Source organism: Tropicimonas sediminicola (genome assembly GCF_900188335.1).
Classification (GTDB): Bacteria; Pseudomonadota; Alphaproteobacteria; order Rhodobacterales; family Rhodobacteraceae; genus Tropicimonas; species Tropicimonas sediminicola.
Map to the genome: position 1 here is coordinate 535,990 of NZ_FZOY01000001.1, position 26,044 is coordinate 562,033.

The 26,044-nt window shown below is 68.0% G+C and carries 24 protein-coding genes; 13 read left to right on the forward strand and 11 right to left on the reverse strand.

Annotated features, from left to right (window positions below; all coding sequences use genetic code 11):
* Window positions 1–13: 13 nt before the first annotated feature.
* Window positions 14–718 (forward strand): NYN domain-containing protein, encoded by a 705-nt coding sequence (locus CHB86_RS02610; protein WP_089231008.1) that lies wholly within the window; start codon window positions 14–16, stop codon window positions 716–718.
* Window positions 719–792: 74 nt separating this feature from the next.
* On the opposite strand, the gene CHB86_RS02615 is transcribed toward CHB86_RS02610, so the two are convergent.
* Both CHB86_RS02615 and CHB86_RS02620 read right to left on the reverse strand, forming a co-directional pair.
* Entirely contained in the window at window positions 793–1,554 is a 762-nt protein-coding gene (locus CHB86_RS02615) for a Bax inhibitor-1/YccA family protein (protein ID WP_089231009.1), read from the reverse strand.
* 136 nt (window positions 1,555–1,690) lie between these two features.
* Window positions 1,691–1,906, reverse strand: coding sequence for a DUF1127 domain-containing protein (locus CHB86_RS02620; protein WP_089231011.1), 216 nt, complete (start codon window positions 1,904–1,906; stop codon window positions 1,691–1,693).
* A gap of 125 nt (window positions 1,907–2,031) precedes the next feature.
* Here CHB86_RS02620 and CHB86_RS02625 point away from each other — a divergent pair, with 125 nt between their 5' ends.
* Complete coding sequence (locus tag CHB86_RS02625) at window positions 2,032–2,934, forward strand: LysR family transcriptional regulator (RefSeq protein ID WP_089231012.1); 903 nt, start codon at window positions 2,032–2,034, stop codon at window positions 2,932–2,934.
* Here the strand turns inward: CHB86_RS02625 and CHB86_RS02630 are convergent.
* The gene (locus CHB86_RS02630) at window positions 2,891–3,850 is read right to left on the reverse strand and encodes an NADPH:quinone oxidoreductase family protein (protein WP_089231014.1); all 960 of its coding nucleotides are present in this window, start codon (window positions 3,848–3,850) and stop codon (window positions 2,891–2,893) included. The genes CHB86_RS02625 and CHB86_RS02630 overlap by 44 nt on opposite strands.
* 374 nt (window positions 3,851–4,224) lie before the next feature.
* Between CHB86_RS02630 and CHB86_RS02635 the strand changes: the two genes are divergently transcribed.
* The 3 genes from CHB86_RS02635 to CHB86_RS02645 are packed head-to-tail and all read left to right on the forward strand — an operon-like array spanning window position 4,225 to window position 6,842.
* Complete coding sequence (locus CHB86_RS02635) at window positions 4,225–4,638, forward strand: helix-turn-helix domain-containing protein (protein ID WP_089231016.1); 414 nt, start codon at window positions 4,225–4,227, stop codon at window positions 4,636–4,638.
* Between the two features lie 19 nt (window positions 4,639–4,657).
* Window positions 4,658–5,497, forward strand: coding sequence for a histidinol-phosphatase (hisN, locus tag CHB86_RS02640; protein WP_089231018.1), 840 nt, complete (start codon window positions 4,658–4,660; stop codon window positions 5,495–5,497).
* A gap of 1 nt (window position 5,498) precedes the next feature.
* Complete coding sequence (locus tag CHB86_RS02645; RefSeq protein WP_089231020.1) at window positions 5,499–6,842, forward strand: 8-oxoguanine deaminase; 1,344 nt, start codon at window positions 5,499–5,501, stop codon at window positions 6,840–6,842.
* Window positions 6,843–6,846: 4 nt separating this feature from the next.
* Here CHB86_RS02645 and CHB86_RS02650 read toward each other — a convergent pair whose 3' ends face one another.
* Window positions 6,847–8,106, reverse strand: a complete 1,260-nt coding sequence (locus tag CHB86_RS02650) for a glycosyltransferase family 4 protein (RefSeq protein WP_176442742.1) — start codon at window positions 8,104–8,106, stop codon at window positions 6,847–6,849.
* Window positions 8,107–8,247: 141 nt separating this feature from the next.
* The gene (locus CHB86_RS02655) at window positions 8,248–9,297 is read right to left on the reverse strand and encodes a LacI family DNA-binding transcriptional regulator (RefSeq protein WP_089231023.1); all 1,050 of its coding nucleotides are present in this window, start codon (window positions 9,295–9,297) and stop codon (window positions 8,248–8,250) included.
* A 220-nt stretch (window positions 9,298–9,517) separates the two neighbouring features.
* Here CHB86_RS02655 and CHB86_RS02660 point away from each other — a divergent pair, with 220 nt between their 5' ends.
* From CHB86_RS02660 to CHB86_RS02690, 7 genes are all read left to right on the forward strand, one after another.
* On the forward strand, window positions 9,518–11,311 hold the full coding sequence (locus CHB86_RS02660; protein WP_089231025.1) for an IlvD/Edd family dehydratase: 1,794 nt from the start codon (window positions 9,518–9,520) through the stop codon (window positions 11,309–11,311).
* A gap of 185 nt (window positions 11,312–11,496) precedes the next feature.
* Entirely contained in the window at window positions 11,497–11,994 is a 498-nt protein-coding gene (locus CHB86_RS02665) for a TRAP transporter small permease subunit (RefSeq protein WP_089231027.1), read from the forward strand.
* Window positions 11,987–13,606, forward strand: coding sequence for a TRAP transporter large permease (locus CHB86_RS02670; protein ID WP_089231029.1), 1,620 nt, complete (start codon window positions 11,987–11,989; stop codon window positions 13,604–13,606). Before CHB86_RS02665 ends, CHB86_RS02670 begins: the two co-directional genes overlap by 8 nt.
* Before the next feature lie 51 nt (window positions 13,607–13,657).
* Window positions 13,658–14,719 (forward strand): TRAP transporter substrate-binding protein, encoded by a 1,062-nt coding sequence (locus tag CHB86_RS02675; RefSeq protein ID WP_089231031.1) that lies wholly within the window; start codon window positions 13,658–13,660, stop codon window positions 14,717–14,719.
* Between the two features lie 125 nt (window positions 14,720–14,844).
* Window positions 14,845–16,185, forward strand: coding sequence for an ABC1 kinase family protein (locus tag CHB86_RS02680; protein WP_089231033.1), 1,341 nt, complete (start codon window positions 14,845–14,847; stop codon window positions 16,183–16,185).
* 51 nt (window positions 16,186–16,236) lie between these two features.
* On the forward strand, window positions 16,237–16,758 hold the full coding sequence (locus CHB86_RS02685) for a glutathione peroxidase (protein ID WP_089231035.1): 522 nt from the start codon (window positions 16,237–16,239) through the stop codon (window positions 16,756–16,758).
* Window positions 16,759–16,788: 30 nt separating this feature from the next.
* A complete protein-coding gene (locus tag CHB86_RS02690) occupies window positions 16,789–17,451 on the forward strand; it encodes an SDR family NAD(P)-dependent oxidoreductase (RefSeq protein WP_089231037.1) in 663 nt (220 codons plus the stop codon).
* 49 nt (window positions 17,452–17,500) lie between these two features.
* Here the strand turns inward: CHB86_RS02690 and CHB86_RS02695 are convergent, their stop codons facing one another.
* On the reverse strand, window positions 17,501–18,385 hold the full coding sequence (locus CHB86_RS02695; protein ID WP_245837707.1) for a DUF533 domain-containing protein: 885 nt from the start codon (window positions 18,383–18,385) through the stop codon (window positions 17,501–17,503).
* Between the two features lie 361 nt (window positions 18,386–18,746).
* Here CHB86_RS02695 and CHB86_RS02700 point away from each other — a divergent pair, with 361 nt between their 5' ends.
* Entirely contained in the window at window positions 18,747–20,006 is a 1,260-nt protein-coding gene (locus CHB86_RS02700; RefSeq protein WP_089231038.1) for an aminotransferase class V-fold PLP-dependent enzyme, read from the forward strand.
* A 9-nt stretch (window positions 20,007–20,015) separates the two neighbouring features.
* On the opposite strand, the gene CHB86_RS02705 is transcribed toward CHB86_RS02700, so the two are convergent.
* From CHB86_RS02705 to CHB86_RS02725, 5 genes are all read right to left on the reverse strand, one after another.
* The gene (locus CHB86_RS02705) at window positions 20,016–21,761 is read right to left on the reverse strand and encodes an SLC13 family permease (protein ID WP_089231039.1); all 1,746 of its coding nucleotides are present in this window, start codon (window positions 21,759–21,761) and stop codon (window positions 20,016–20,018) included.
* A gap of 107 nt (window positions 21,762–21,868) precedes the next feature.
* The gene (locus CHB86_RS02710) at window positions 21,869–22,648 is read right to left on the reverse strand and encodes an SDR family oxidoreductase (RefSeq protein WP_089231040.1); all 780 of its coding nucleotides are present in this window, start codon (window positions 22,646–22,648) and stop codon (window positions 21,869–21,871) included.
* A gap of 15 nt (window positions 22,649–22,663) precedes the next feature.
* Window positions 22,664–24,244 (reverse strand): dipeptide ABC transporter ATP-binding protein, encoded by a 1,581-nt coding sequence (locus CHB86_RS02715; protein ID WP_089231042.1) that lies wholly within the window; start codon window positions 24,242–24,244, stop codon window positions 22,664–22,666.
* On the reverse strand, window positions 24,241–25,119 hold the full coding sequence (locus CHB86_RS02720; RefSeq protein WP_089231044.1) for an ABC transporter permease: 879 nt from the start codon (window positions 25,117–25,119) through the stop codon (window positions 24,241–24,243). The genes CHB86_RS02715 and CHB86_RS02720 overlap by 4 nt, the downstream gene beginning before the upstream one ends.
* Window positions 25,116–26,036: an ABC transporter permease gene (locus CHB86_RS02725; protein ID WP_089231045.1), complete on the reverse strand. Its 921-nt coding sequence runs from the start codon at window positions 26,034–26,036 to the stop codon at window positions 25,116–25,118. Before CHB86_RS02725 ends, CHB86_RS02720 begins: the two co-directional genes overlap by 4 nt.
* Window positions 26,037–26,044: the final 8 nt, after the last annotated feature.

The window sequence follows — 26,044 nt, forward strand, 5'->3', positions numbered from 1 at the left end:
GCAGGCTCCGCGCATGGTGTCCGTCTCATCCCATTCCGGCCCTGTCGCCCTGCTGATCGACGGCGACAACATCTCCGCCGACCATGCGCCGGAGATCCTCCGTCTTGCGCGAAAGGCGGGAGAGCTGCGCATCCTTCGCGTCTACGGGGATGCCTGCAAACTTCCGAAATGGGATGCCGTCCCCGGTCTGCGCATGGTGCACTCCGGCCGGGGCAAGAACGCCACCGACATGCTGCTCGCGATCGAGGCGATGGAGATCGCCTTTGCCGGGGCCTGCGGCACGGTGGTCCTGGTGAGTTCGGATGGGGATTTCACCCATCTCGCGCAGCATCTCCGCGAGCGCGGCGTTGCCGTTCTCGGGATCGGCGAGGCCAAGGCGCCCGAGAGCTTCCGTCGTTCCTGCGCGGACTTTCACGGGATTCCCGCCCAGCCTGCGAAAGTCGTGGAGCCTGTGGGGGCAAGTGCCAGAAGCGCTGAGCGTCCGTCGGACCTCGACCGGCAGCTCCGGACCCTGATTGCCCAACACAGCAATGGCGGAGCGGGAATCGAGCTCAAGATCCTCGGTTCACTCATGTCGCGTGAAGGCGTGAAGATCGGTGAAACGCCTGAACGCACATGGCGCAGGTACTTTATCCAGCGCGCCGCGCTCTACGCGCTTGATCCGCCCGGACCAAATTCGAAAGTGCGATTCCTGCCGGCAGGCTTCAACGGCGATTAGTTTCTGCGCTTTGTCCCAATGAAAAAGGCCGGGCTGATGCCCGGCCTTCGCCATTTTCGGAAACGGGGATGCCGTTACTCGCGGTTGCCGAACAAGGTCAGCAGCATCATGAACATGTTGATGAAGTCCAGGTAGAGGCTCAGGGCGCCCATGATGGCGGCCTTGCCGAGCCACTCCTGATCGCCATGCACGGCCATCTGGATGTAGGTGTTCTTGATGTTCTGGGTGTCGTAGGCGGTCAGACCCGCGAAGATCAGAACGCCGAGCACCGAAATGGCGAACATCATCGCCGAGGAGGCGAGGAAGATGTTCACGATCGACGCAACGATCAGGCCGATCACGCCCATGATCAGGAAGCTGCCCCAGCCGGAGATGTCCTTCTTGGTGGTGTAGCCCCAGAGCGACAGGCCGGCGAAGGCGATGGCCGTGATCAGGAAGACCTGCGCAATCGACATCGACGTGTAGACGAGAAAGATCGAGCTCAGCGACAGGCCCATCACGGCGGCGAAGGCATAGAACACCACCTGCGCCACACCGGCCGACATACGGTTGATGCCGGCGGAGAAGCCGAACACGAACAGCAGCGGCGCAAACATGATCAGCCACTTGAGCGGCGAGGCGTAGATCGCATAGCCGAACTCGGTGAGCGCCATGTTGCCGGATGCGTCGGTCGTCGTCGCCAGGCCGGAAACCGACCAAGCCGCCAGGGCTGTGATGATCATGCCCACGGACATCGTGCCGTAGACCTTGTTCATGTGGGCGCGAAGACCCTCGTCGATCTGGGCCGCGCGTGCGCCTGCGACGCCCGCAGTCCGGATCGTGTCGAATTGAGCCATTGGTACCTCCGTTTATGTCCCGAAAAGCGCCCGACGGGCAGACGAGCGCTCTTTAGACGGAAATATCGTCGCGCGGTGACCGCATTTCAAGTCTTTCTCCGACCGGAATGGTCGGAGATCGCCCGATTTTGCAGGTTCAGCCCACCCAGTGCTGCGGCACGTCCCAGGCCGGGCGCGCGGCTTCGATCTGGGCTTCGTACCGGCTGATGCCGATATCCTTCAGCGCGTGGTCGTCCAGCATCGCAAGGTCGCGGCGCTGGCGGTGCAGGGCGAACATGTTCATCATCTGCCGAAACAGGCCTTCGGGGCGGATGGTGCCGAGGAACGGCGTGTTCGTGCTGTGCGTGCTCATCGCAGTCTCCTTAACATTTTGTGAACCCGACCTTTCGGGCTATCAATTCTCTTGATCCATATGGCAGTCTGTGGTGCATAAGTGAAATGAATGTTTTTGAGCCAATGCATCAAGGAGCGTGATCAATGCCTCGCAACCTGGACCTGACCTCCCTGCGCTCCTTCGTGGCCGTGGCCGACAAGGGCGGTGTGACGCGCGCCGCGGGGGCGCTGAACCTGACGCAATCGGCCGTGTCGATGCAGTTGAAGCGTCTGGAGGAGGCGCTGGACGTGTCGCTGCTGGACCGCTCGGGCCGGGGCGTCTCCCTGACCTCCTCCGGCGAGCAGCTGCTGTCCTACGCGCGGCGGATGCTGGCGATCAATGACGAGGCGGTGGACCGGCTCACGGCGCATGATTATGGCGGCGAGATCATGCTGGGCGTGCCGCACGACATCGTCTACCCGCATGTTCCCGAGATCCTGCGACGCTTCAACGCCGCTTTCCCGCGGGTCCGGGTCAACCTCGTCTCCTCCTATTCGCGGCATCTGCTGGACCAGTTCGGTCAGGGCAAGTTCGCGCTGATCCTGACCACCGAGCGTGGCCATGGCGAGGGGGCAGAGGTGCTTTCCGAGAAGCCGCTCACCTGGATCGGGGCGCGGGGCGGGAGTTGCTGGCGCCAGCGTCCGCTGCGGTTCGGCTCGGGGCGGCAATGCATGTTCCGCGCGGCCGGGATCCGCGCCATGGAGCGCTGCGCGATCTCTTGGGAGATGGCCGTCGAATCGGAATCGGACCGCACCATCGAGGCCACGGTCCGCGCGGACCTCGCGGTCTCGGTGATGCTGGAAGGCACCGAGCCGCCGTTCCTGGAGCGGATCGAACACAATGGGGGGCTCCCGGACCTGCCGAGTTATTCGATCAACCTCTATGTTTCCGAACTCGCACGCGGGCGGGCCGAAGATGCGCTGGTCGATCTGGTGCGGCAGGCCTATCGCAGCGACGGGTTTGTCACATCGTCACAACGACCTTCCCTGTCGACTTCCGCTGCCTGAGCAGGTCGAGCGCCTCGCCGGCCTGCTCCAGCGGCAATTGGTGGCTGATCTGCGGGTGCAGCCGCCCCTCGGCATGCCACTCGAACAGCCGGGCCAGCGAGCCGGTCAGTACCTCGGGGCGGAAGGCGAGGTAGCCGCCCCAGTAGAGGCCCATGACGCTGAGGTTTTTGACCAGCAGGTGATTGGCCGGGATCTGTGGCACGTCTCCGCTGGCGAAGCCGATAGCAAGGATGCGGCCATCGGGGTTTGTGGCGCGGAAGCACTGGGTGAAGAGATCGCCGCCGACGGCCTCGTAAACGACGTCGGCGCCGCCGAGCGCCTTGATCTGCTCCCGGATCTCCGGGCTTTCGGAGTCGATCAGGTGGTGCGCTCCGGCCTTGTGCGCGATGTCGAGCTTTTCGGCGCCGCGGGCGATGGCGATGACTTCCGCCCCCATCAGCGCGCCGATCTCCACCGCCGTCAGGCCGACGCCGCCGGCGGCGCCGGTCACCACCAGCCGTTCGCCGGGTTGCAGCCGGGCCTTGTGGTCGAGCGCGACATGCGAGGTTCCATAGGCCACCTGGAAGGCCGCGGCGTGGCTGGCGCTCATCATCTCCGGCAGGCGCACGCAGCGCTCCGCCGGGACGTTCGCGGCCTCGGCGAGCCCGCCCTGTCCGTTATACACAGCCACCCGGTCGCCCACCGACAGGCTCGCGACGCCGGGACCGAGCGCCTCGACCCGGCCGGCCATTTCCATGCCGAGCGTCACGGGCGGTTCGGGCCGTTCCTGGTAACGTCCCCGCGCCAGCAGCAGATCGGCGAAGTTCAGGCCGCAGGCCTCAATCGCCAGGCGAACCTCTCCCGTCGCAGGCGGCGGCAGGTCGAAGTCCACCAATTCTGGCGGCGTGTCGTAGCTGGCGATCTGGTAGGCGCGCATCCGGGGCTCCCTGGCGAGTTACCCGGCACACTAGGCGGCGACAGCCCCCTGCGGAACCGCCGGAGTTCGGGACGCGGCGTCCGGTCGCTGCTGCCATTTTGATCAATCGGTCAAGGTGCCGGAGCTTTGCAACCGTTTGCAAAGGCAGGTTGCATTGCAGAATGCGAAAATCAGCCCAAGGTAGACTGGTGAATGGCAAGGATCCGCCAATCGGTTTCGCCACTCCCGTGAAAGTTGTGGTTCAATGAAAAAAGAATATGTTCATTCAAAGCGGGTTGGGACGAAAAGTTCGTCCTGGTTGCTGCGACGCGCGATCCCGGGGGGGGAGCGCTGACGCGAGCAGGTCGCCAGTTCAGATGGTTAGGGGAGGAGCCATGACTCATCCAGTCGATATCCATGTTGGCAAACGCATCCGACACCGCCGCTGGCTGACCGGGATGACGCAGCAGCAGCTGGCCGAAAAGGTCGGCATCAAGTTCCAGCAGATCCAGAAGTACGAGACCGGCGCGAACCGTGTCAGCGCCTCGCGCCTTTGGGATATCGCGGTGGCGCTGTCTGTCCCGGTGTCTTTCTTCTTCGAAGGGATGGATGGGGCCGGCGATGAGGCGCTTTCCGGGGCGGATGTGATGTCCGACCGGGAGGCGCTGGAACTGCTGCGCTCTTATTACGCGATCCCCGAGAACCAGCGACGCCGGCTGTTCGAGCTCGCGCGGGTCCTGAGCGCGCCGCTTGACCGTCCGGCCACGGACGGCTACCGCGCCTCTGCCGGAGGTCACACCGGCGTCTGACACCAGTTCGGGAGCCAGCATGACCCAGCCCAATCACCCGCAAGCCGCCGGCAGGACAACCCTGGGCGACGCGGCGCTCGATGCCGAGATCAGGGACACGGCCGCCGCGCTGGCCGATGCCGCCCGCGATGCTACGCTGCCTTTCTTTCGCTCCGCCGGACTTGCCGCCGACAACAAGGACGATGCTGGCTTCGATCCGGTGACCCAGGCCGACCGCGCCGCCGAGGAAACGATGCGGGCTGTGCTCGCGGAACGGCGTCCGGAGGACGGAATCCTTGGCGAGGAATTCGCCGACAGGCCTGGCACCAGCGGCCTGACCTGGGTGCTCGACCCGATCGACGGAACCCGCGCCTTTCTCTCCGGTACGCCGACCTGGGGCGTGCTGATCGCGCTCAGCGATTCCGACGGCCCGGTCTATGGCGTGATCGACCAGCCCTACACCGGTGAACGCTGGGAAGGCGGTCTCGGCCGGGCGCAGCTGACAGGGCCACGGTCCACGCAGGCGTTGCGCGCGCGGGGGGCGCGGCCGCTGGATCAGGCGACGCTTTTCACCACCTTTCCCGAGGTCGGCACGCTCGAGGAACGCGCCGCTTTCGAGCGGGTCTCGAAACAGGCACGGCTGACTCGTTACGGGCTGGACTGCTATGCCTACGGCCTCGTGGCGCTCGGCCAGATCGACCTCGTGATCGAGGCGGGGCTGCACCCCTACGACATCTGCGCGCCGATTGCCGTGATCGAGGCGTCGGGCGGGGTGGTCACCGACTGGGAGGGCGGTCCGGCCCACGGCGGCGGGCGCGTGCTCGCGGCGGCCAACCCCGAGATCCACGCCTCGGCGCTGTCGGTCCTGAACGGAGGCTGATGTGACCCACACCCTGATCCGCAACGCCGACCACCTGGTGACGATGGATGCCGGGCGGCGGGAGTTGCGGGGCGCGGACCTGCGGCTTCGGGACGGGGTGGTGGCGGAGATCGGCGCCGGGCTCCCCCTCGACGGGGCGGAGACGCTGGATGCGTCGGGCTGTCTCGTCACGCCGGGGCTGGTCAACACCCATCACCACCTGTTCCAAACGCTGACCCGCGCGGTGCCCGCCGCGCAGGATGCGCTGCTGTTCGGCTGGCTGCGCGCACTTTACCCGATCTGGGCCCGGATGGGGCCGGAGCACATGCGCGCCTCGGCGCGGCTCGGCCTTGCAGAGCTTGCGCTCTCCGGCTGCACGATGAGTTCCGACCATCTCTACCTCTTCCCCAACGGCGCGCGGCTCGAGGACACGATCGAGGCGGCGTCGGAGATCGGGTTGCGGTTTCACCCGACCCGGGGCGCAATGTCGATTGGCGAGAGCGCCGGCGGCCTGCCGCCGGACAGCCTTGTGGAGCGAGAGGCGGCGATCCTCGCCGATTGCGAACGGGTGGTCGATGCCTTCCACGACCCGTCTGACGGCGCGATGGTGCGCGTCGGCCTTGCGCCCTGTTCGCCCTTTTCGGTCAGTCGGGAGCTGATGCGCGACGCGGCGATCCTCGCCCGGGAGAAGGGCGTGCGCCTGCACACTCATCTGGCGGAAAACGACGAGGACGTGGCCTATTCCCTCGCGCAATTCGGCTGTCGGCCCGGGCAATATGCCGAGGAGCTCGGCTGGACCGGCGACGACGTCTGGCATGCCCATTGCGTGAAGCTGGACGGGAAGGAGATCGATCTGTTCGCCCGGACCCGCACCGGTGTCGCGCACTGCCCCTGCTCCAACTGCCGGCTCGGCTCCGGCATCGCCCCGGTGCGGGCCATGCGGGACGCGGGCGTGCCTGTGGGCCTCGGGGTCGACGGTTCGGCGAGCAACGATGCGGGCGACCTCGTGGGCGAGGCGCGGACGGCGATGCTGCTGCAGCGGGTGGCGCGCGGCGCGGATGCGATGTCGGCGCGGGAGGCGCTGGAGGTCGCGACGCTTGGCGGGGCCGGCGTGCTCGGCCGCGCGGATTGCGGCGCGCTCGAGGTCGGCCGTCGGGCCGATGTCGCGGTCTGGGATCTCTCCGGGCTCGACGCGGCGGGCTCCTGGGATCCGGTCGCGCTGCTACTGGCGGGGCCGCGCCGGGTGCGCGACTTGCTGGTCGAGGGGCGCCGCGTTGTGGCCGACGGTCAACTGGCAACCGCCGACGCGCGCGAAGTGGCGGCCGAGGCGAACAGGCTGGCCCGGGGGCTTGCGAACGGGGAATGACCCGTCACCGGGGCTGCGGCGAGAGGTCCAGGGCCTCGGGCAGGACGCCACCTTCCGTTGTCTGGGGGACGAGCCGGTCGAAGACGGATTGGCATCGCCGAGCGGCCGCTTCCCAGGTCATCCTGCCCAGCACGTCCGCGCGCGCATTGGCGCCGAGGCGCTCGGCCAGTTCGGGCTGCTTCGAAAGGGTGACAATGGCGTCGGCAAAGGCGTCCACGTCGCCATTCTGCACGACCATGCCGGTCCGGCCGTCGCCCAGCACCTTGGCCGAGCCCTGGAACGCGACGATAGGCATGCCCGCGGCCATGTAGTTGAGCAGCTTCTGGGGGATGCCGTCGCAATGCGAGCGCGGCAGCGCAGCCAGCGCGCCCCGGGCCAGGTGGCCGGGCAGGGCGGTGAAATCGTCCCGCTCCACATCCACCGCATCGGCGACCCCGAGGGACTCGGCGAGCCGGCCGTGGGAGGTGAAGCTGGCATTCGAATAGACCTTGAGCCGCAGATCCGGGAGGCTGGAGCGGGCGATCCGAAAGGCCCGCAGCAGATCCTCGAACCCCTGATAATTCGACAGCGTCCCGGTGTAGACCACGGTGTCAGGTTCCACCGCATCGCGCCGGATCGCGGAAAAGACATCCGCCTCGACCCCGTTCATCGCGACGGTGATCCGGGAGGGATCGAACCCGTGTTCCTCGACCAGCCGGGAGCGGATGTCCACCGTCACGGTGACGATATGGTCGGCGCGGGCGGGGATGGCGCGGTCGAGATAGCGGCCGACGCGTCGAGAGGCGGATTTGAGCGGGGCGAAATGGTATGTCGGCAGCTCGCTGGCCAGCATCGTGTGGGCGTCGTAGACGATCGGGATCGGGCGTTTGCCGCGAGCCGCCGCGGCAACCAGCACGCCCTCGAAATGATGCGCATAGAGAACGTCGGGCGGCCGTTCCGCGATCCTGCGTCGAAGGAGCCTGACCAGCGATGGATCGTACCACAGCAGCTTCTGCGGTTTCGGGCCGGGAGACAGCGTACCGGTCGCGTGGCCGCCGAGAATGCGGTGGACGGGAAACGGCTGCGCCCGATCCGTTTCGCCGATGTGGTAGGTCACCAGTTCGACGTCATGCCCGAGCGTGACGAAGGCCTCGGTCAGCCGTTCCACGCGGATCGGCGTGCCGCGACGGGCAGGGAAGGGGCAGGCGGCCACGACGGTCACGCGAAGCGAGCGGCCGGCCTGCGGCGCCGGGCGGGCCGGCGGATTTCCCTCTTCGATGGCCATTGAACACACTCCATCGGGCGAACTCCACACGACGAGACCCTGTCGGACCCCCATGGAGCAAGCCTGCGGAAGCCTGCCCAAGGTCTTTTGGGCGAGTTCGTGCGCATCGGGCAACGTTGGCCCGTTGCGATGCGGGCGGGATCAGGTCGCGGTCGGGCCTGTCCAGCCGGGCTGGCTGGAGGCGCGAACGACGAGCTTGGCTTCAAGGCGCAGGTGGCGCTCGGCCTCCTCCACCCCGGGGCCAAGGGCGGCCGCGACGAGGCGCACAGCTTCCTGCCCGGTCCGGTAGCGCGGGGTGGCGACAGTGGTGAGGGGCGGGTTCACGTAGGCGCTGATCTCGAGGTCGTTGAAGCCGCAGACGCCAAGCGCCTCCGGCACGCGGATGTTGCGCCGGGCGGCCTCGAACAGCACGCCGAGCGCGAGGTCGTCGTTATTGCAGAACACGCAATCGGCGTCGGGGGCGCGGGCCATCAGGTCGGCGAAGAGCTGGCATCCCGTGCCGACCGAGGAGCGGCCCTGCGTGGTCACGACCCGGCGGGGATCGAAGATTCCGAGCCGCTCCGCCTCGCGGCGGAACCCGGAGACGCGCACCTGGGAGCGCGGGTCCATCCGGGCCGAGAGGATCGCCGGGCGCCGGTAGCCCTGTTCCATGAAGTGCCGGACGACGCTGGCGGCCGAGTCGAAATGGGAGAAACCGACGAGCATGTCGATCGGATTGTCGGTCACGTCCATGATCTGCACGACCGGGCAGTCGGCGGCCTCCAGCAGCGCCCGTCCGGTCGGGGTCTGGTCCACGCCGGACACGATCAGCCCGGCGGGGCGTTGGGCGAGGAAGGTCCGGATCAGCGTCTCCTCCTCGCTGGGGCTGTAGCGCGAATTGGCGATCTGCACCGATAGGCCGGTCGCCTCGATCGCGTCGTAGACGCCGAGCAGCACGTCGGAGAAGACGGAGTTGGTCACCGATGGCACGATCAGCCCGAGCACGTTGGTCCGCCGCGACGCCAGCGCCGAGGCCGCCATGTGCGGCACATAACCCAGCCTGTCGATCGCCGCCTGGATCCGCAGCCGGGAGGGCGCGGCGACCTTTTCGGGCGCACGGATGCAGCGGGAAACCGTGATTGCGCTAACACCGGCTTCCCGGGCGACATCATCGAGCGTAACCCGATTGGAATGCTTGGTTTTCGCAGGCATGGGAACGGTCTAGCACCAAATTCGGAGCCGGGGAAGCTTGACTAATGACAGCGCTGTCATTACTCCGGAGCCCATCAGCGGAAGGGTGGGGATCCCCGCCCGACATGGGGAGGGTCCCGCGCTCGAACTCGCCAGAGGCGCCGTCGGTTCGGCCGAGACAGCGCTGGCGATGTCCGGGTGGCCTTTCCCGGCATTTCCCAGATCCCCGGAGGATCCCGACGTGACCGAGAAGAAAAAAGACCTGCGCTCCCGCAAGTGGTTCAACAATCCCGACGATCTCGAGATGACGGCGCTCTATCTTGAGCGGTATCTCAACTACGGGCTGACCGAAGAGGAGCTGCGCTCCGACAAGCCGATCATCGCGATCGCGCAGACCGGCAGCGACCTGAGCCCCTGCAACCGGCATCACCTCGAACTGGCGAAGCGGACCCGCGACGGGATCATCGCCGCCGGCGGCGTGCCGCTCGAGGTGCCGGTTCACCCGATCCAGGAAACGGGCAAGCGGCCGACGGCCATGCTCGACCGCAACCTCGCCTACCTGAGCCTCGTGGAATCGCTCTTCGGCTACCCGATCGACGGCGTTGTTCTGACCATCGGCTGCGACAAGACCACGCCGGCGCTGTTGATGGCGGCGGCGACCGTGGGCATTCCGGCCATCGCCTTCTCGGTCGGCCCGATGCTGAACGGCTGGTACAAGGGCAAGCGGGTCGGGTCGGGCAGCGTCATCTGGTACGCGCGGCAAGAACTGGCGGCTGGCCGGATCGACGGGGACGAGTTCCTCAGCATCGCGGCCTCCTCGGCGCCCAGCAACGGCTATTGCAACACCATGGGCACCGCCAGCACGATGAACTCCCTGGCCGAGGCGCTCGGAATGCAGCTGCCCGGCGCCGCCACCATCCCCGCGCCCTATCGCGAGCGCGGCCAGATGGCCTACGAGACCGGGCGGCGGATCGTCGACATGGTCCACGAGGAACTGAACCCCGACCAGGTGATGAGCCGCAAGTCCTTCGAGAACGCCATCGTCATCTGTTCGGCCCTCGGCGGCTCGACCAACGCGCCGATCCACCTCAACGCGATCGCCCGACATCTCGGAATGAAGCTGACGAATGCCGATTGGGAGAAATTCGGCTACGAGGTGCCGCTGCTGGTGAACATGCAGCCGGTGGGTGAATACCTCGGAGAAGATTTCCACCATGCCGGCGGCGTGCCGGCGGTGATCGGGGAACTGCTGCGCAACGACATGCTGCCGCATCCGGACGCGCTGACCGTCTCCGGCAAGACCATTGGCGAGATCTACCGCGACTTTGCGATCACCAACCCCGACGTAATCCGGACACCGGCCAACCCGCTGCTGCAGCGCGCCGGCTTCCTCAACCTGTCGGGGAACCTCTTCGACAGCGCGATCATGAAGACCTCCGCCATCGGCGAGGAGTTCCGGACCCGCTACCTCGAGAACCCGGAAGACCCGATGGCTTTCGAGGGGCCGGTCGCCGTGTTCGACGGGCCGGAGGATTTCCACCACCGGATCGACGACCCGAGCCTCGGGCTCACCGACCGGACCATCCTGGTGATGCGCGGGGCGGGGCCGATCGGCTACCCTGGCGGCGCCGAGGTCGTGAACATGCGCCCGCCCTCCTACCTGATCAAGCAGGGCATCACCGCCTTGCCCTGCATCGGGGACGGCCGTCAGTCCGGCACCTCCGGCTCGGCCTCGATCCTGAACGCCTCGCCCGAAGCGGCGGCGGGCGGTGGTCTGGCGCTGCTGAAGGATGGCGATACCATCCGGGTGGACCTCAACGCGCGCACCGTGAACGCGCTGGTCGACGCGGCCGAATGGGAGGCGCGGCGCGCCGAGATCGAGACCATCATGGGTGCCATCACGCCGGAGAGCCAGAGCCCCTGGCAGGCGCTTTTCCGCGAGAAGGTGCGGCCCTTCGCCGAAGGCATGGTGCTCGACGGCGCACCGGAATACCGCGCCATCGCCCGCACCAAGGCGCTGCGCAACAACCACTGATGTTGCCGGGCCGGGCAGGACCCGGCCCACGCAATCCGCCGCTTCCTCCACCGGTTTCGGGGGCTTCCTGCCCCCGCGCCCCGAACCGCCGGAGCCGGGCCCTTCACACAGCCGAGATTCCCTCCGCTCCGGCCTTGCGGTCCGGGGCGGTTTTCGGCAAGTGACGGCCAGCCAAGGGGAATTGCATGAACCTACTGATCCAGAGCGCCGCGACCCTGCACGAGGTGACACGCCGTGTCTGCCAGCTGCTGCTCGGCATGATCTTCATCGGCCAGCTCGCCGTGGTGATCCTGCGCTATGTCTTCGGCATCGGGTTCATCGAGCTCCAGGACGCTGTCGCCTACAGTTTCGCCACGCTCGTCGTACTCGGCCTTCCGGTGGCGCAGGCGCTCGACTCCCACGTCCGGGTCGACGTGTTCCGGTCCGGGCAGTCGCCCCGCGGTCAACTCTGGTTCGACCGGTTCGGCATCGTGGTCTTCCTGATCCCCGTCTTTGCGCTCACCATCTGGTGGGTCTGGCCCGACGTGGCCTACAGCTGGTCGATCCGCGAGGCCTCGGCCGAGACGGGCGGGCTGCCGGGGCTCTACCTCGTCAAGTCGATGCTGCCGCTGGCCTGCGCACTGATGATCCTTCAGGGCCTGGCGGAGCTGGCCCGGTCCCTCGGGAGCCACGCCCATGATTGAACATTTCTGGCTGATCATGCTCGGCCTCAGCCTGCTGGCCGGCATTCTCTCCGGGATTCCGGTGATGCTGGTGCTCGCCGGCGTTCCGGTGGTGCTGGCCTACATCGCCTCCGGCTTCGGCGCCTTCGATCTGAGCTTTCTCCGGGCCTATCCGCAGCGTGCCTATGGCGTGATGACCAATTCGCTGCTCGTCGCGGTGCCGCTCTTTGTCCTCATGGGCGTGATGCTGGAACGTTCGCGGGTGGCCGAGCGGATGCTGGTGCAGGTCGGGCGCGTTCTGGGCGGCACGCCCCGGGCGCTGGCGCTGGCCGTGCTGCTGATCTCGACGCTGATCGCGGCCTCCACGGGCATCATCGGCGCGACCATCGTGATGCTGACACTTATCAGCCTCCCCGCGATGCGCCGCGTCGGCGTGCCTGACGCAACGGCGAGCGGGCTGATCTGTGCCTCGGGCACGCTGGGCCAGATCATTCCGCCCTCCATCGTGCTGATCTTGCTCGGAGATCAGGTGTCCAACGCCTATCTCGACGCGCAGCAACGCGCGGGCAACTTCGCGCCCGACGCGGTGACGGTGGGCGATCTTTTCGCGGGTGCGCTGGTGCCCGGCCTGCTGCTGGTGCTGCTTTACGGCATCTATGTCTCATTCCGGCTCTCCGGCATCAAGAGCGCCCCGGTGGTCGAGACCGAGCCAGACGTCTCGGCCTGGGAAGTGGTGCGCGAGGTGCTGCCGCCGGTGCTGCTGATCCTCGCGGTGCTTGGCTCGATCCTCGCCGGCGTGGCGACGCCCACCGAAGCCGCGGCCATCGGCGTTGCGGGCACGCTCCTGATCACGGCCGCGCGCGTGAGCGCCACCGGCGGGCCGGACGTCAATCCCGACGCGCCGCCACAACTTGAACCGTCCACGCCCCCGGCGCCGCGCTGGCTGCGCCACGTCATGTCCGCCACCGCGGCGGTGGGCTTCGCGCTGGTGGCCCTGCGGCTGACCGGGGTGGGGCGGGTCGATCTGTCGGCGGCCCAGGTGAGCCTCGGCGCCGGCTCGCTCCTTGCGCTGCTGCTCACCGTGCTGCTGGTGGCCGGACTGCTGTTGGCGGTGGTGATCCTGGTGCGTGCGGGCGTCTTCGGCGCGGCGCTGTCCCAAGCGGTGACGACCTCGGCCATGATCTTCGGCATCATTCTCGCAGCCTCCATGCTCTCGCTCGTGTTCCGGGGCTTCGAGGGCGACGAATGGGTGCACGACCTTCTGACCGGCCTGCCGGGCGATCACACCAGCATGCTGATATTCACCCTGCTGGTGATCTTCGCCATGGGGTTCGTGCTGGAGTTCGTCGAGATCGTCTTCATCGTGGTGCCGCTGGTCGGGCCGATCCTGCTGCAGGACGTCGACCCGGTCTGGTTCGCGGTGCTGGTGGCGCTCAACCTCCAGACCTCCTTCCTGACGCCGCCCTTCGGCTTCGCGCTGTTCTATTATCGCTCCGCCGCGCCGGCCGATATCGCGACCTCGACCATATACAAGGCGATCGTCCCCTTCGTCCTGATCCAGATTCTCACGCTCGGCATCGTTTTCCTGTGGCCGACGCTTGCGACCTGGCTGCCGAATGTGCTGTTTGGCTGACAAGCACATCCGGGGCGCGCGCTTCCGACACACTTAGCTGGAGACCTAACCATGAAACGTCGTGCATTCCTCAAGGCCGGGGCTGCCGCTCCTGCCGCCGCGCTTGCGGCACCCGCGATCGCACAGGGCATCATCGAATGGAAATGCCCGACCTCCTTTCCGGCGCAGGCGCCCGGTGTCGGCACCAACGGCGTTACCTTCGTTGAGCGGGTGAACGCCATGGCCGAGGGCCGGCTGCAGCTCAAGCTCTACTCGGGCGGCGAGCTGGTCCCGCCCTTCGCGGTCGAGGATGCGGTGCAGCAGGGCACAGCCGAGATCGGCCACACCACGCCCTACTACAGCGCCGGCAAGAACTCCGCGCTTCACATCTTCACCAACATCCCCTTCGGCTTCACCGCCGCTGAGCTCTCCGGCTGGCTGCGCTACGGGGGCGGGCAGGAACTCTACGACGAGATCTACGCCCAGCGGAACCTGGTCCCGATCTACTCGGGCAACTCCACGGTTCAGGCCGCGGGCTGGTTCAAAAACGAGATCACCAGCGTCGCCGACCTCTCCGGACTGAACATGCGGATCGCCGGCCTCGGCGGCGAGGCCATGCGCAAGCTCGGCGTGAACGCGGTGCTGATGCCGCCGACCGAGATCTTCCCGGCCTTCCAGTCCGGCGCCATCGACGCCGCCGAATGGGTCGGCCCGATGCTCGACCAGGCATTCGGCCTCAACAAGGTTGCGCCCTATTGCTACGCGCCGGCCTTCCACGAGCCGGGCGCAGGCCTCCACGTGGTGGTCAACAAGGACGCCTGGGACAGCCTGACACCGGATCTGCAGGCGATCCTGCGCAACGCCGCCGGCGCCGCGGAATCCGAGACCGTCAGCCAGTTCGAGTATTTCAACGCCATGGCGTTCAAGTCGCTTCAGGAATCCGGGGTGGAGTTCAAGACCTTCCCCGACGACGTGATGGAGGCCCTGAAGGGCGCCGTCGCCGAGGTCATGGTCGAGCAATCGGAGGCCAACCCGGACTTCGCGCGCTGCATGGAAAGCGTCAACGCCTACCTCGAGCCGGCACGCGCCTACGCGGCGGCCTTTACCGCGCCGATGCTGACGCAGCGCGTCTGATCGCGGTGGCGCGACGCGCCTGGTAAACGGGCGGGCCGGGCTGTCCGGCCCGGCCGTGCGCCCTATCTGGGAGTGGAGGCCGCGGGCGCGTGACGCCCCGGCCCGACCCAGACCCGGAGCGCCCGATGCAATCTCGCCGTCCATTTCTGCCCAACCCGGTACCCGCCGGCCGCGCCGCGCGCCTGCATCGGCTGGGCATGATGGCCACGGGGATCGCCGGGAACATGGCGGCGGCCGGTGCCCGCAGCGTGACCCGGGGCGAGCGGCCGGACCTGCGGCAACTCCTGCTCACCCCGGCCAACGCAACGCGCATCGCCGATGACCTCGCCCGGATGCGGGGCGCGGCGATGAAGGTCGGCCAGCTGCTCTCGATGGAAGCCGGGGACGTGCTTTCGCCGGAGCTGGCCACGATCCTCTCCCGGCTGCGCGCCGCCGCGGACCCGATGCCGCCGCAGCAGCTCAAGACGGTTCTCCGGGACGCGTGGGGCAGCGACTGGCGGCGCAGTTTCCGGCAGTTCGACACTCGGCCCATCGCGGCCGCCTCCATCGGCCAGGTGCATCGCGCAAAGCTGCGCGACGGCACCCAGCTGGCGATCAAGGTCCAGTATCCCGGCGTCGCGCGCAGCATCGACAGCGACATCGACAATCTCGGCACGCTGATCCGGGTTTCGGGCCTGCTGCCGGCCGGCTTCGAGATCGCGCCCTACCTGGCAGAGGCGAAACGGCAACTGCACCTGGAGGCGGACTACCGGTTCGAGGCGGAGCAGCTCACCGCCTATGCACGCCTCCTTGGCGAGACCACGCGGTTCGAGATCCCGACCGTAGCCAAGCAATGGTCGACCGGCTCGGTGCTGGCGATGAGCTACCACCCGAGCCGCAGCATCGACTGGCTGGCCGAGGCGTCGCAGGGGGATCGCGACCGGGTGGCGCGGGACCTGATCGCCCTGCTGCTCGACGAGATCTTCCGCTTCGGCGTGATCCAGAGCGACCCGAATTTCGCCAACTACCGCTACAATCCCGAGAGCGGGCGGGTCGTGCTGCTCGACTTCGGCGCCACCCGCCGGCTCGCACCGGAGATCGTCGACCGGTGCCGGGAAATCCTTGTCGCGGTGCTGGCGGGTGACACCGACGGGATCGAAACCGCCTTTGTCGCGCTCGGGGCGCTTCCCGACGAGATGCCGCGGCAGCACCGGGCGCGCATCCTGGCCATGATCCGTATGGTCTTTGACGAATTGCGCCGCGACGAGCTGGATTTCGGCGACAGCGACCTGCTCACCCGCCTCCGGGCCGAGGGACAGGCGTTGGCCGAGGACCGCGTGTCGCCACCGGAGGTTCCGATGGATCTGCTCTACCTGCAGCGCAAGATCGGTGGCATCTTCCTGCTCGCGACACGGCTGCGCGCGCGGGTGGCGGTGGGACCGCTCCTTGATCCGTTCGCCAAGGCGCGCGACGCCGGGCCCGAGTGATCCGGTGCCGCCTTGCGCACGTAAACATGTGCAGACACGCAGGAGAAACACATGGGACGGATCCTTCTCTTGGCCTTTTTCATTTCCCTCGGAAAAATCGCCTCCGCCGGGACGGTGGGCGGCACCTTTTCATCCATCGATGGCGGGCAGATTTCGCTCGAGCAGTGGCGCGGCCAGCCGGTGCTTGTGGTCAATACGGCCTCGCGCTGCGGCTTCACCGGCCAATATGACGGGTTGCAGGCCCTGTATGACCGATACCGCGAGCGCGGTCTGGTGGTGCTGGCCGTGCCGTCCAACGATTTCCGCCAGGAGCTGGCGACCTCCGAGGAGGTGAAGGATTTCTGCGAGATGACCTTTGGCCTCGACATCCCGATGTCCGAGATCACCCACGTTCGCGGCCCCGACGCGCATCCCTTCTACCAGTCGGTCCGTGCGGAGACGGGATTTGTCCCGAAGTGGAATTTCAACAAGATCCTGGTCGGTCCGGACGGGTCGGTGGTGGAGACCTGGGGCTCCGTGACAAAGCCCGAATCGCGCAAGATCACCCGTCAGATCGAGTCGCTGCTGAACTGATCGGGCAGCGGTCGAAAGCGGAGGTGTAAGGTGGAACGCGCACTGATCATCGGGGCATCGGGCGGCATCGGCGCCGCCCTGGCGTCCGCCCTCGTGACGCGCGGTGTCTCGGTGACGGGCCTGTCGCGCAGGGAGCATGGGCTCGACGTGACGGATCAGGCCTCGGTGGATGCGGTGCTGGCGCGGCAGGAGGGACCCTTCGACCTGGTCTTCGTCGCCTCCGGGATCCTCGCGCCGGACAATGGGCAACCGGAGAAGGCGCTGGACCAGATCGACGCGGGGGCAATGAGAGAGGTCATGGCCGTGAATGCCATCGGCCCGGCCCTTGTACTACGTCACGCGCCGCGCCTGCTGCCGCGGGATGGGCGATGCGTCGTCGCGGTGCTGACCGCGCGGGTCGGCTCCATCGGGGACAATGGCATGGGGGGCTGGTACGCCTATCGTGCCTCGAAGGCGGCGGCGAACCAGATCGTGCACACGGCCGCGATCGAGATCGGCCGCAAGCGCAAGGAGGCCGTGGTGGTCGCCCTTCACCCGGGTACTGTCGCCACGCCCTTCACCCAGGCCTATCCCGGGCATCGCAAGGTCGCGCCCGAGGCCGCGGCAGAGAACCTGCTTCGGGTCATCGACGGCCTGACGCCCGCCGACACCGGCGGCTTCTACGACTGGGCCGGGGAGGTCGTTCCCTGGTGAGCGGCGGGAAGGCCCGGGCAGGGAAATGCCCGGTGCCGATTGCCCTGTTCTACCGGTAGAGTTGCGGCTGGCCGAGCTTGTCGTGGATCGCATTGGCGACCTGCCCGCTCAGCCCCATCCCTTGCGCCAGCTCATGCAGGAACCGCGCCTCGCTGTTGTGGTCGAGGTCGATCGCCATCGCCGCCAGCATGTAGACCTGTTGCTCGGCGCCCCGCGGGACGGACCGGGCGAGCGCGGTCGCATCGACCGGACGCTGCAGCTCGGCCTGCACGAAATCGGCCTCCTCCTGGCTGACCTGTCCGAGCCGTTCCAACAGCCGCTGCTTTTCCGTCTCGTCGAGCGTGCCGTCGGACTTGGCCGCCTGGATCATTGCCCGGAGCATGACCGCGGCGAGGTCCTCTTCCTCCGCCGTCGGGGGCTCGTCGGGCTCGCCGAAGTTCTGAAGCGACTGGTTCAGCTTGTCGCCGAAGCCGCCGCCGGCGCTTCCGCCGCCGGGCCGGGACAGCTCGCTCAACTCGTTCAGCGCCCCGCCAAGGCCGCCACGCCCGGCGGCCGCGCCCGCGCCGCCGCCAAGGATCGCGCCCATCATGTCCTGAAGGCTCCCGCCGGAGGCGCCGCCACGCGAGGCCCCGCCGCCGAGGACCTGGCCCAGCATGTCCTGGATACTCCCGCCGGGTGCGGCGCCCCGGCTGCCGGTCCCGCCGCCCAGAACCTGCCCGAGCATATCCTGCAGCCCGCCGGCCGAGGCGCCGCCCGGTGCGCTGCCGCCACCGAGGATCTGGCCGAGCATGTCCTCGATCCCGCCCCCAGCGGAGGCCCGTCCGGCACCGGACGGCTGCGCCGTCCTGCCGGCGCCGCCCGAGACCATGCCCTTGACGCCCTTCGCGATGACGACGCCGGCGGCGACCTTTGCCAATGTGCTGACCAGACTCATGTTCTTCTCTCCCTGAAAATGCGTCGTGAACCGGGCCACGGCCCGCTGCCTTGATGGTCCGGGCGCGCGGTCCGGCTCCCGGAATTGCGTTTCAAATTGCCCGGACCGGTCGGTCCGAAGGCGGAGTGTTCAATGGTGCCCCGATGCGGGCCCGGCCTGCGCCGGCCGGATCCGTGCTCAAATCCCTTGCAACTATTGCCCAGCCCGCCACGCGGCGCAATCGGCGGTATTACCTGTGGCGTCCCGACCCTCACGGCCTCGGTTGACGTGGCGAGACACGGTGCGATAACGCCGACAAAGGCCCATCACACTCAGCCCGGCGTATGCCGGAAAAGGTTGGGCGCATCTGACGGGAGCTTGCATGTTCGATACCATCCCCGGTCTTCTGGACCAGATCCGCAGCCGTTTCGCCCATGTCGACAGCGACCCCTTCCAGGGCGAGCGGGTGTTCTTCGAGAATGCCGGCGGCGCACTGACGCTGAAGTCGGTGGTGCAGACCTCGGCGGATTATGCCGCGATCCCCGACAACCAGGGACGTGAGAACGTCGCGTCGCACGCGCTGGTTGCCGCCATCGCCCGGTCGCGTGCGGACATGCAGAGCTTCTTCAACCCCGAAGGCGGCCAGTTCTTCGTCGGCGAGAGCGGGACCGAGCTGCTGTTCCGCCTGATCCGCACGGCTTGCCTCGGCACCCCGGAGGGCGGGCGCGTCCTCGGCTCGACGCTGGAGCACCCGGCCTCCCGCAGCGCCTGCGCCCGCTATGCGCCGGTCGGCGGCAAGGCGCATGTGCTGGTGGAGCATGACGTGGCGCGGGGGAGCGTGGATCTGGCCGCCTACCGGCCGGAGATCACGCCCGACACGCGGGTTGCGACCATCCTGCACACCTCGCCCGTGACCGGCATGGGCGTCGACGTCGCCGAGATCGCGGCCGGCATCCGGGCGGTGGCGCCCGAGTGCTTCATCATCGTCGACGGTATCCAGCACGCCGCGCACGGGCGGCTCGATCTCGCCGCCTATGGCGTCGACGGCTACGTGATCTCGCCCTACAAGGCGTTCTCGCGACACGGCTATGGCGTCGCCTGGGTGTCGGACCGGCTTGCAGGGCTGCCGCGCGACGCGCTGCTCGATGCGCCGGGCACGTCCTGGGAGATGGGCACGCGTGACACCGGCGCTTATGCGACCTTCTCGGATGTCGTCGCCTATCTGGACTGGCTGGGCAGCCATTTCACCGAGAGCGACGCCCCCCGTGAACGGATCGTCGCCGCTGGCGAAGCGATCCACGCTCATGAAAAACAGCTCACCGACGCCATGTTGCACGGTACCGGCAACCTGCCCGGGCTGGCGCAGATCCCGGGTGTGACCATTGTCGGCGGCGTCGAGAACCCGCTGCGTGAGGGGCTCGTCTCCTTTGCCGTCGACGGGCTGAAGGCGCCGGAGATCGTCGAGGCGCTGAACCAGGCCGGTGTCCGGACCCACACCCGCAAGGCCGACCACTACTCGGCCAACATTCTCGCGCCGATGGGGTTGGAGGCCTGCGTGCGGGTCTCGGTCTGCCATTACAACTCGCTGGAGGAGGTCGAGCACCTGCTCGAGGCGATGCGCGACATCACCCGCAGGGGCTGACGGCCGTTTTCAGAGCGGCCAGATCCGCGGCACGAGCCCGACGACGATCAGAACGGAGAGAGCCGTCAGCGGCAGGCCAGCGCGCACGAAGTCGAGCAGCCTGTAGCGGCTCTGGCCGTAGACCAGCAGCAGGGCGGGTTCCAGCGGCGCGATGAAGGAGAGTGAGGCGGAGAGCGTCACCACCACGGCGAGCGGCCGCGGGTCCACCCCCAGCGTTGGCGCCAGCGCCAGCGCGATGGGCAGGATCGTCAGTGCCGCCGCCGCGTTCGACATCGGCTGGGTCAGCACGACGGTCAGCAGCGACAGCGACAGCAGCACTGCGGTCATCCCGAACGGGGCGACCCAGTCGAGGATCAGGTGCGCCAGCCATTCCGCGGTTCCGGTTTCCAGCATCGCGGCGCCGAAGCTCGACATGCCCCCGATCAGGATCAGCACACGCCAGGAGATCATTCCGAAGACGTCCTGCGTCGAGAAGCGGTCGGTCAGCACCAGCCCGAGCACCGCAGCGAGAAGCGCGATGCCGAGCGGCAGAACCCCGGTAGCGCCGAGCAGGATCGCTGACAGCATCGCCCCGAGCGTGAACCATCCCTCCCGGCGGGTGGGCCGGGGCGGCGCGTCGGGGCTGAGCAGGTGGATGTCGATATCCGCGCGGATGCGTTCGACCGCCTGCGCGGTGCCGGCCATCAGCAGGATGTCCCCGACCCGCAGGCGCATGCGGCCGATCCGGGCGACCTGCTCGGTGCCGAGACGGCGCAGCCCCACGACGGTGATGTCGTCGCCGATCTCCTGACGCATCCGTGCGACGGAGACGCCGATCCAGTGGGAGCCGGGCAGCAGCACCGCCTGGGCGAACTGGCGCCCGGGCGGCGCGTCGCCTATCCCGAACAGGCTGAGCCGTCCGCCGCCGGTGAGATGCGCCAGCGCCTCGGCATCGGCATGGACGATCACCCGGTCGCCGGCGTGCAGCTTGCGCCGGGGATGCACGGCGACCCGCCCCTTGCTGGTGTCGATGGCGAGCGGCGTCACCCCGAGATCCGCAAGGCCCAGTTCCGACAGCGGCTTGCCGCCGCCGGCCGCGGCCTCGTCGATCGCGATGGTGGCCATGAAGAGCGGCTCCGGCGGCGCGTCGGCGGCGTCTCCGGGCTCGGCCGCGATCAACCTGTCGCCGACCAGCGCCATCAGCGTCACCCCGGCGAGGGTCACCGCGAGCCCCACCCAGAAGAACTCGAACAGGCCGAAGGGCTCGAGGCCCAGCCGGGTCACCACGCTGCTTGCAGCCAGGTTGGTCGAGGTGCCGATCAGCGTCGCCGAACCGCCGAGGATGGAGGCGAAGGCCATCGGCATCAGGAACAATCCCGGCCGGCAGTTCGCCCGCCGCGCCGCGTCCTGCGCCAGCGGCATCATCACCGCTGTCGTGCTGGTGTTGCTGACAACGGTCGAGAGCCCGGCGGAGGCCAGCATCAGCCGGACCATGATGCTCCTCGGGGCGCGCTCGCTGCGGCCCGCCAGACGGGCGGTCAGGCGGTTCATGATCCCGGAATCGGAGAGCCTGCGCGACAGAACCATGATGCAGGCAAGGATCAGGATCGCCTCGCTGGCGAGTCCCTGAAGCGCCGAGGCCACGTCCATGATCCCGGAGGCGACCAGCAGCACCAGCAGCAGGAGCGCGACCGCGTCGGGCGGAATACGTTCGGTCGCCAGCAGGATTGCGGCGGCAACGAAGAGAACGAGGACAAAGGCGATTTCCGGAGTCATGCAGGAACCGATTCAGACGGCGGACCGCCGTCATGCTCCACCCGCGGGGCGCGCTTGTCCTTGAACCAGATCAGCCCGGCGCCAGAAATGTCCGGCGCCGGAACGGGTCAGAGCAGGCCCGGGTAGTCGCCGCCGTCCATCAGGATCGACTGCCCCGTCATCAGCCCGGCATGATCCGAGGCGAGAAAGGCGAAGAGCGCCGCGATCTCCTCCGGCCGGCCGAAGCGCTTGGCGGGGCTGGAGGCCGCGCGGCTCTCCCAGATCTCGTCGAAGCTGCGACCCGTGGTCTCCGCCAGCCGGGCGACGTGCTGGCGCTGGCCGTCGCTCTCGACGATGCCGGGCAGGATGGTGTTGATCGTCACGTTGCGGGCGATTCCCTCGCGCGCCAGCCCGGCGCAGAAGCCCACGAGCCCCGTGCGTGCGCCGTTCGACTGGCCAAGCTCGACCTGCGGGATCTTCACGCCGCGCGCGGCGATGTTGACGATCCGCCCGTAGCCGCGCGCCACCATGCCGTCGAAGGTGAGCCGGATCATCTCGATCGGCGCCAGCATCATCATGTCGAGCGCCGAGATCCAGTCCTCGCGCCGCCAGTCGCGGAAATCCCCGGGCGGCTTGCCGCCGCCATTGTTGAGCAGGATGTCCGGCTCCGGGCAGGCGGCCAACGCCGCGGCGCGGCCGGCTTCCGTCGTGATGTCGGCCGTCACGGTGGCGACCTCCGCGCCGGTCTCGTCCCGGATCTCGGCGGCGGTCCGTTCCAGCGCCTCGGCGCCCCGCGCCACCAGCGTCACCGCCACGCCCTCGCGGGCCAGCCGTTCCGCGCAGGCGCGGCCCATGCCCTTGCTGGCTCCGGTCAGCAGCGCGTGCCGGCCGGCAATCCCCATGTCCATCTGGTCTCTCCCGTCTCAGGTTGTGCCGGTGTCCGGCAATTCCAGCACTGCGTCCTTGAGTGCCTGTGTCCGCGCGTGCCGGGGCGCCGCGAAAAGGCGGTCGGTCGCGCTTTCCTCGACGATCCGGCCCAAGTCCATCACGATGACCCGGTCGCAGATCGCCTGCACCACCGCGAGGTCGTGGCTGATAAAGACCATCGACAGGTCGCGCTCCCGGATCAGGCCGCGCAGAAGCTCAAGCACCTGCGCCTGCACTGACACGTCGAGCGCCGAGGTGGGTTCGTCGCAAATCAGGATCTGCGGTTCCGCTGCGAGCGCGCGGGCAATCGCGACCCGCTGGCGTTGCCCGCCGGAAAGCGCGCGGGGTGTGGCCTCGGCGGCCCGTTCCGGCAATCCCACGTCCTTGAGCAGCTCCAGCACCCGCGCCTTGCGGGCGGAGGTGTCCAGCTGGGTGTGCAGTCGCAGCGGCAGGTCGAGGATGCGCCGGATCGTCCAGCTCGGGTTGAGCGAGCCGAACGGGTCCTGGAACACCGGCTGGATCCGCCGGGCGCGCAGCTTTTGCGGCAAATTCCGCATGTCCTCGCCGCCAAGCTCCACCCGGCCCTCGGTCGGGCGGTCGAGGCCGATCAGGATGCGGGCGAGCGTGCTCTTGCCGCAGCCGCTTTCCCCGACAATGCCCAGAACCTCGCCCTTCGAGAGGCTCAGCGACGCGTCCGTGAGCGCTCGGAAAGGCGTGCCGCCGAACATGCCGCGGGGAGGATAGACCCGGCCCAGCCCATGCGCCGACAGGACCGGCGCCGCGCCGTCATGCGCCGTGGGCGGAACCGGCTGCGGCAGGCTGTCGATCAGGCTCCGGGTATAGGAATGTTCGGGCGCGGTCAGGACGCGGGCGCAGGGGCCGGTCTCGACGATCTCGCCATGTTTCATCACCGCGACGTCGTCGGCGATGCGAGCGACGACGCCGAGATCGTGGGTGATGAACAGCATCCCCAGCCCGAACTCGTCCCGCAGGCCGGCCAGCAGGTCCAGCAGCTTCACCTGTGTTGTGACGTCAAGCGCCGTGGTGGGCTCGTCCGCGATCAGGAAATCGGGCTCGCACATCAGCGCCATGGCGATCAGCACGCGTTGCCTCTGTCCGCCGGACATCATGTGCGGGTACTGGCCGAGCCGGGTTCGGGCCGAGGGGACGCCGACACGGTCCAGAAGCTCCACCGCGCGTTCCCGCGCCGCGCGCATCGACCCGCCGCGGTGCCGCCGATAGACGGCGCAAAGCTGGTCTCCGATGGTGAAGACGGGATTGAGCGCCGTCATCGGCTCCTGGAAGATCATGGCGATCCGGTCGCCGCGGGCGTTCTGCGGCGTCGTGCCGTCGTCCAGCGCCAGCCGTTCGGCTGTCACCCGCGCGCCCGGCGGGTTCAGCCCCATGAGCGCGAGCGCAGTCATGGACTTGCCGGACCCGCTCTCGCCCACCAGCGCGAGCGTCCGGCCGGCGGACAGCGTGAAGTCGATGCCGCGCACGGCATGGACCTCGCCGATTCGCACATGCAGGTCTCGCACGGTGATCGCGCCTGCGGCGGCGGTGGTGTCCAGGGTCATCGGCGGGCTCCCAGGATGTCGCGCAGCCCGTCGCCCAACAGGTTGATCGAGAGCGTCAGGAAGAACAGGCATAGCCCCGGCAGGGTGATGACCCAAGGGCTGAAGAACATGAAATTCTTGCCCTCCGACAGCATCAGCCCCCAGGACGGCAGCGGCGCCTGCACGCCAAGGCCGAGGAAAGACAGCGCCGCCTCGATCAGCACCGCGTTCGCCATCTCGACGGTGGCGACCACGATCAAGGGTGCGGAGATATTGGGCAGGAGTTCGGCGGTCAGGATGTGGAAGCGCGAGGCGCCCATCGCCTGGGCCGAGGCAACATATTCGGCATTGCGCAGCTTCATCGTCGCGGTTCGGGCGACCACCGCGAACTGGTCCCATAGCAGCAGGCCGATGACCAGCAGCACCACCGTCAGCGAGCCGCCGACGATGGAGACAATGGCGAGCGCCACCAGCACGACAGGCAGCGAAAGCCGCGTGGTGATGAGGGCGGAGATCGCGGTATCGACCCAGCCGCCGAAATAGCCCGCGACCATGCCGAGCGTGATGCCGATCAGCCCGGAGATCAGGATCGCGCCGAAGCTGAGCGCGACGGAGATCCGCGCGCCATAGATCATGCGGCTGAGATAGTCGCGCCCCAGGGCGTCGGTGCCGAGCAGGTAGCCCGGCTCGGCGCCATCATGCCAGAACGGCGGCTTGAGACGCAGCGCCAGCTCCTGCGCATAGGGGTCGTGCGGGGCGATCAGCGGGGCGAAAACGGCGACGAGGACGATCGCGCCGAGGATTCCGGCGCCGATCATGAAACCGAGGTGTTTGCGGACCGAGAGGCGGCGGATCGCCGGAGCGCCGGCGGTGGTGTCGGGAGAGGTATCGGTCATGCCTTGCTCCGGATGCGCGGGTCGAGGGCTGCGTTGGCGAGGTCGGCGAAGAGCGTCAGCAGGATGTAGATCATCGAGATCAGCAGCACGATGGCCTGGATCACCGGCATGTCGGAGCGGCTCATCGATTGCCAGGCGAGATAACCCACGCCCTGCACCGCGAAGATCGACTCGACGACGATGGAGCCGCCCAGCATGAAGCCGAACTGCACCGCCGTGAGCGAGATCACCGGCAGCACGGCGTTGCGCAGCGCGTATTTGAACAGGATCTGTCCTTCGCCCAGTCCCATGGCGCGAGCGGTGCGGATGTAGTCGGCCTCCAGCACCTCGATCATCCCGGCCCGCACCAGCCGCATCAGCGCGGGCATGGCAAAGGAGCCGAGGGTGATCGCCGGCAGGATGAAATGGGCGAGGCTGTCGCTGCCGGAGATCGGCAGCCAGCCGAGCTTGATCCCGAACAGCAGGATCAGCAGCAGCCCGGCCCAGAAGTTCGGCACCGCCTGACCGACGACGGCGAGGGTCAGCGCCATACGGTCGAGCCAGGAATTCGCATGCAGTGCGGCCAGCACGCCGAGCGGGATGGCGATGCCGAGCGCGAAGAGCAGGGACAGGCAGGCAAGCAGTGCCGTCGCGGGCACGCGTTCGGCAATGATCTGCCCGACCGGCTCGCCGGAAAGGTAGGAGCGCCCCAGGTCGCCGCGGGCGAGATCGGCGAGGTAGCCGGCGTATTGCGTCATCAGCGGCTGGTCGAAGCCGTATTGCACGCGGATCGCGGCCAGGTCGGCGTCGGTGGCGCTGTCGCCCGCGATGCCGGTCGCGGGATCGACGGCGACATGGCTCAGCACGAAGGTGATCACCGAGATCGCGAAGACCACGAACAGCGCGAGCAGGCTGCGGCGGAAGAGGAAACCGAGCATCGAAGGGT

Coding starts and splice junctions, on each gene's coding strand:
- CHB86_RS02610 (WP_089231008.1), top strand. CDS start 14: ATGGTGTCCGTCTCATCCCATTCCGGCCCTGTCGCCCTGCTGATCGAC.
- CHB86_RS02695 (WP_245837707.1), bottom strand. CDS start 18,385: ATGAGTCTGGTCAGCACATTGGCAAAGGTCGCCGCCGGCGTCGTCATC.
- CHB86_RS02720 (WP_089231044.1), bottom strand. CDS start 25,119: ATGACCGATACCTCTCCCGACACCACCGCCGGCGCTCCGGCGATCCGC.
- CHB86_RS02685 (WP_089231035.1), top strand. CDS start 16,237: ATGGGACGGATCCTTCTCTTGGCCTTTTTCATTTCCCTCGGAAAAATC.
- CHB86_RS02635 (WP_089231016.1), top strand. CDS start 4,225: ATGACTCATCCAGTCGATATCCATGTTGGCAAACGCATCCGACACCGC.
- CHB86_RS02710 (WP_089231040.1), bottom strand. CDS start 22,648: ATGGACATGGGGATTGCCGGCCGGCACGCGCTGCTGACCGGAGCCAGC.
- CHB86_RS02725 (WP_089231045.1), bottom strand. CDS start 26,036: ATGCTCGGTTTCCTCTTCCGCCGCAGCCTGCTCGCGCTGTTCGTGGTC.
- CHB86_RS02620 (WP_089231011.1), bottom strand. CDS start 1,906: ATGAGCACGCACAGCACGAACACGCCGTTCCTCGGCACCATCCGCCCC.
- CHB86_RS02700 (WP_089231038.1), top strand. CDS start 18,747: ATGTTCGATACCATCCCCGGTCTTCTGGACCAGATCCGCAGCCGTTTC.
- CHB86_RS02675 (WP_089231031.1), top strand. CDS start 13,658: ATGAAACGTCGTGCATTCCTCAAGGCCGGGGCTGCCGCTCCTGCCGCC.
- CHB86_RS02670 (WP_089231029.1), top strand. CDS start 11,987: ATGATTGAACATTTCTGGCTGATCATGCTCGGCCTCAGCCTGCTGGCC.
- CHB86_RS02630 (WP_089231014.1), bottom strand. CDS start 3,850: ATGCGCGCCTACCAGATCGCCAGCTACGACACGCCGCCAGAATTGGTG.
- hisN (WP_089231018.1), top strand. CDS start 4,658: ATGACCCAGCCCAATCACCCGCAAGCCGCCGGCAGGACAACCCTGGGC.
- CHB86_RS02715 (WP_089231042.1), bottom strand. CDS start 24,244: ATGACCCTGGACACCACCGCCGCCGCAGGCGCGATCACCGTGCGAGAC.
- CHB86_RS02705 (WP_089231039.1), bottom strand. CDS start 21,761: ATGACTCCGGAAATCGCCTTTGTCCTCGTTCTCTTCGTTGCCGCCGCA.
- CHB86_RS02665 (WP_089231027.1), top strand. CDS start 11,497: ATGAACCTACTGATCCAGAGCGCCGCGACCCTGCACGAGGTGACACGC.
- CHB86_RS02615 (WP_089231009.1), bottom strand. CDS start 1,554: ATGGCTCAATTCGACACGATCCGGACTGCGGGCGTCGCAGGCGCACGC.
- CHB86_RS02655 (WP_089231023.1), bottom strand. CDS start 9,297: ATGCCTGCGAAAACCAAGCATTCCAATCGGGTTACGCTCGATGATGTC.
- CHB86_RS02680 (WP_089231033.1), top strand. CDS start 14,845: ATGCAATCTCGCCGTCCATTTCTGCCCAACCCGGTACCCGCCGGCCGC.
- CHB86_RS02625 (WP_089231012.1), top strand. CDS start 2,032: ATGCCTCGCAACCTGGACCTGACCTCCCTGCGCTCCTTCGTGGCCGTG.
- CHB86_RS02650 (WP_176442742.1), bottom strand. CDS start 8,106: ATGGCCATCGAAGAGGGAAATCCGCCGGCCCGCCCGGCGCCGCAGGCC.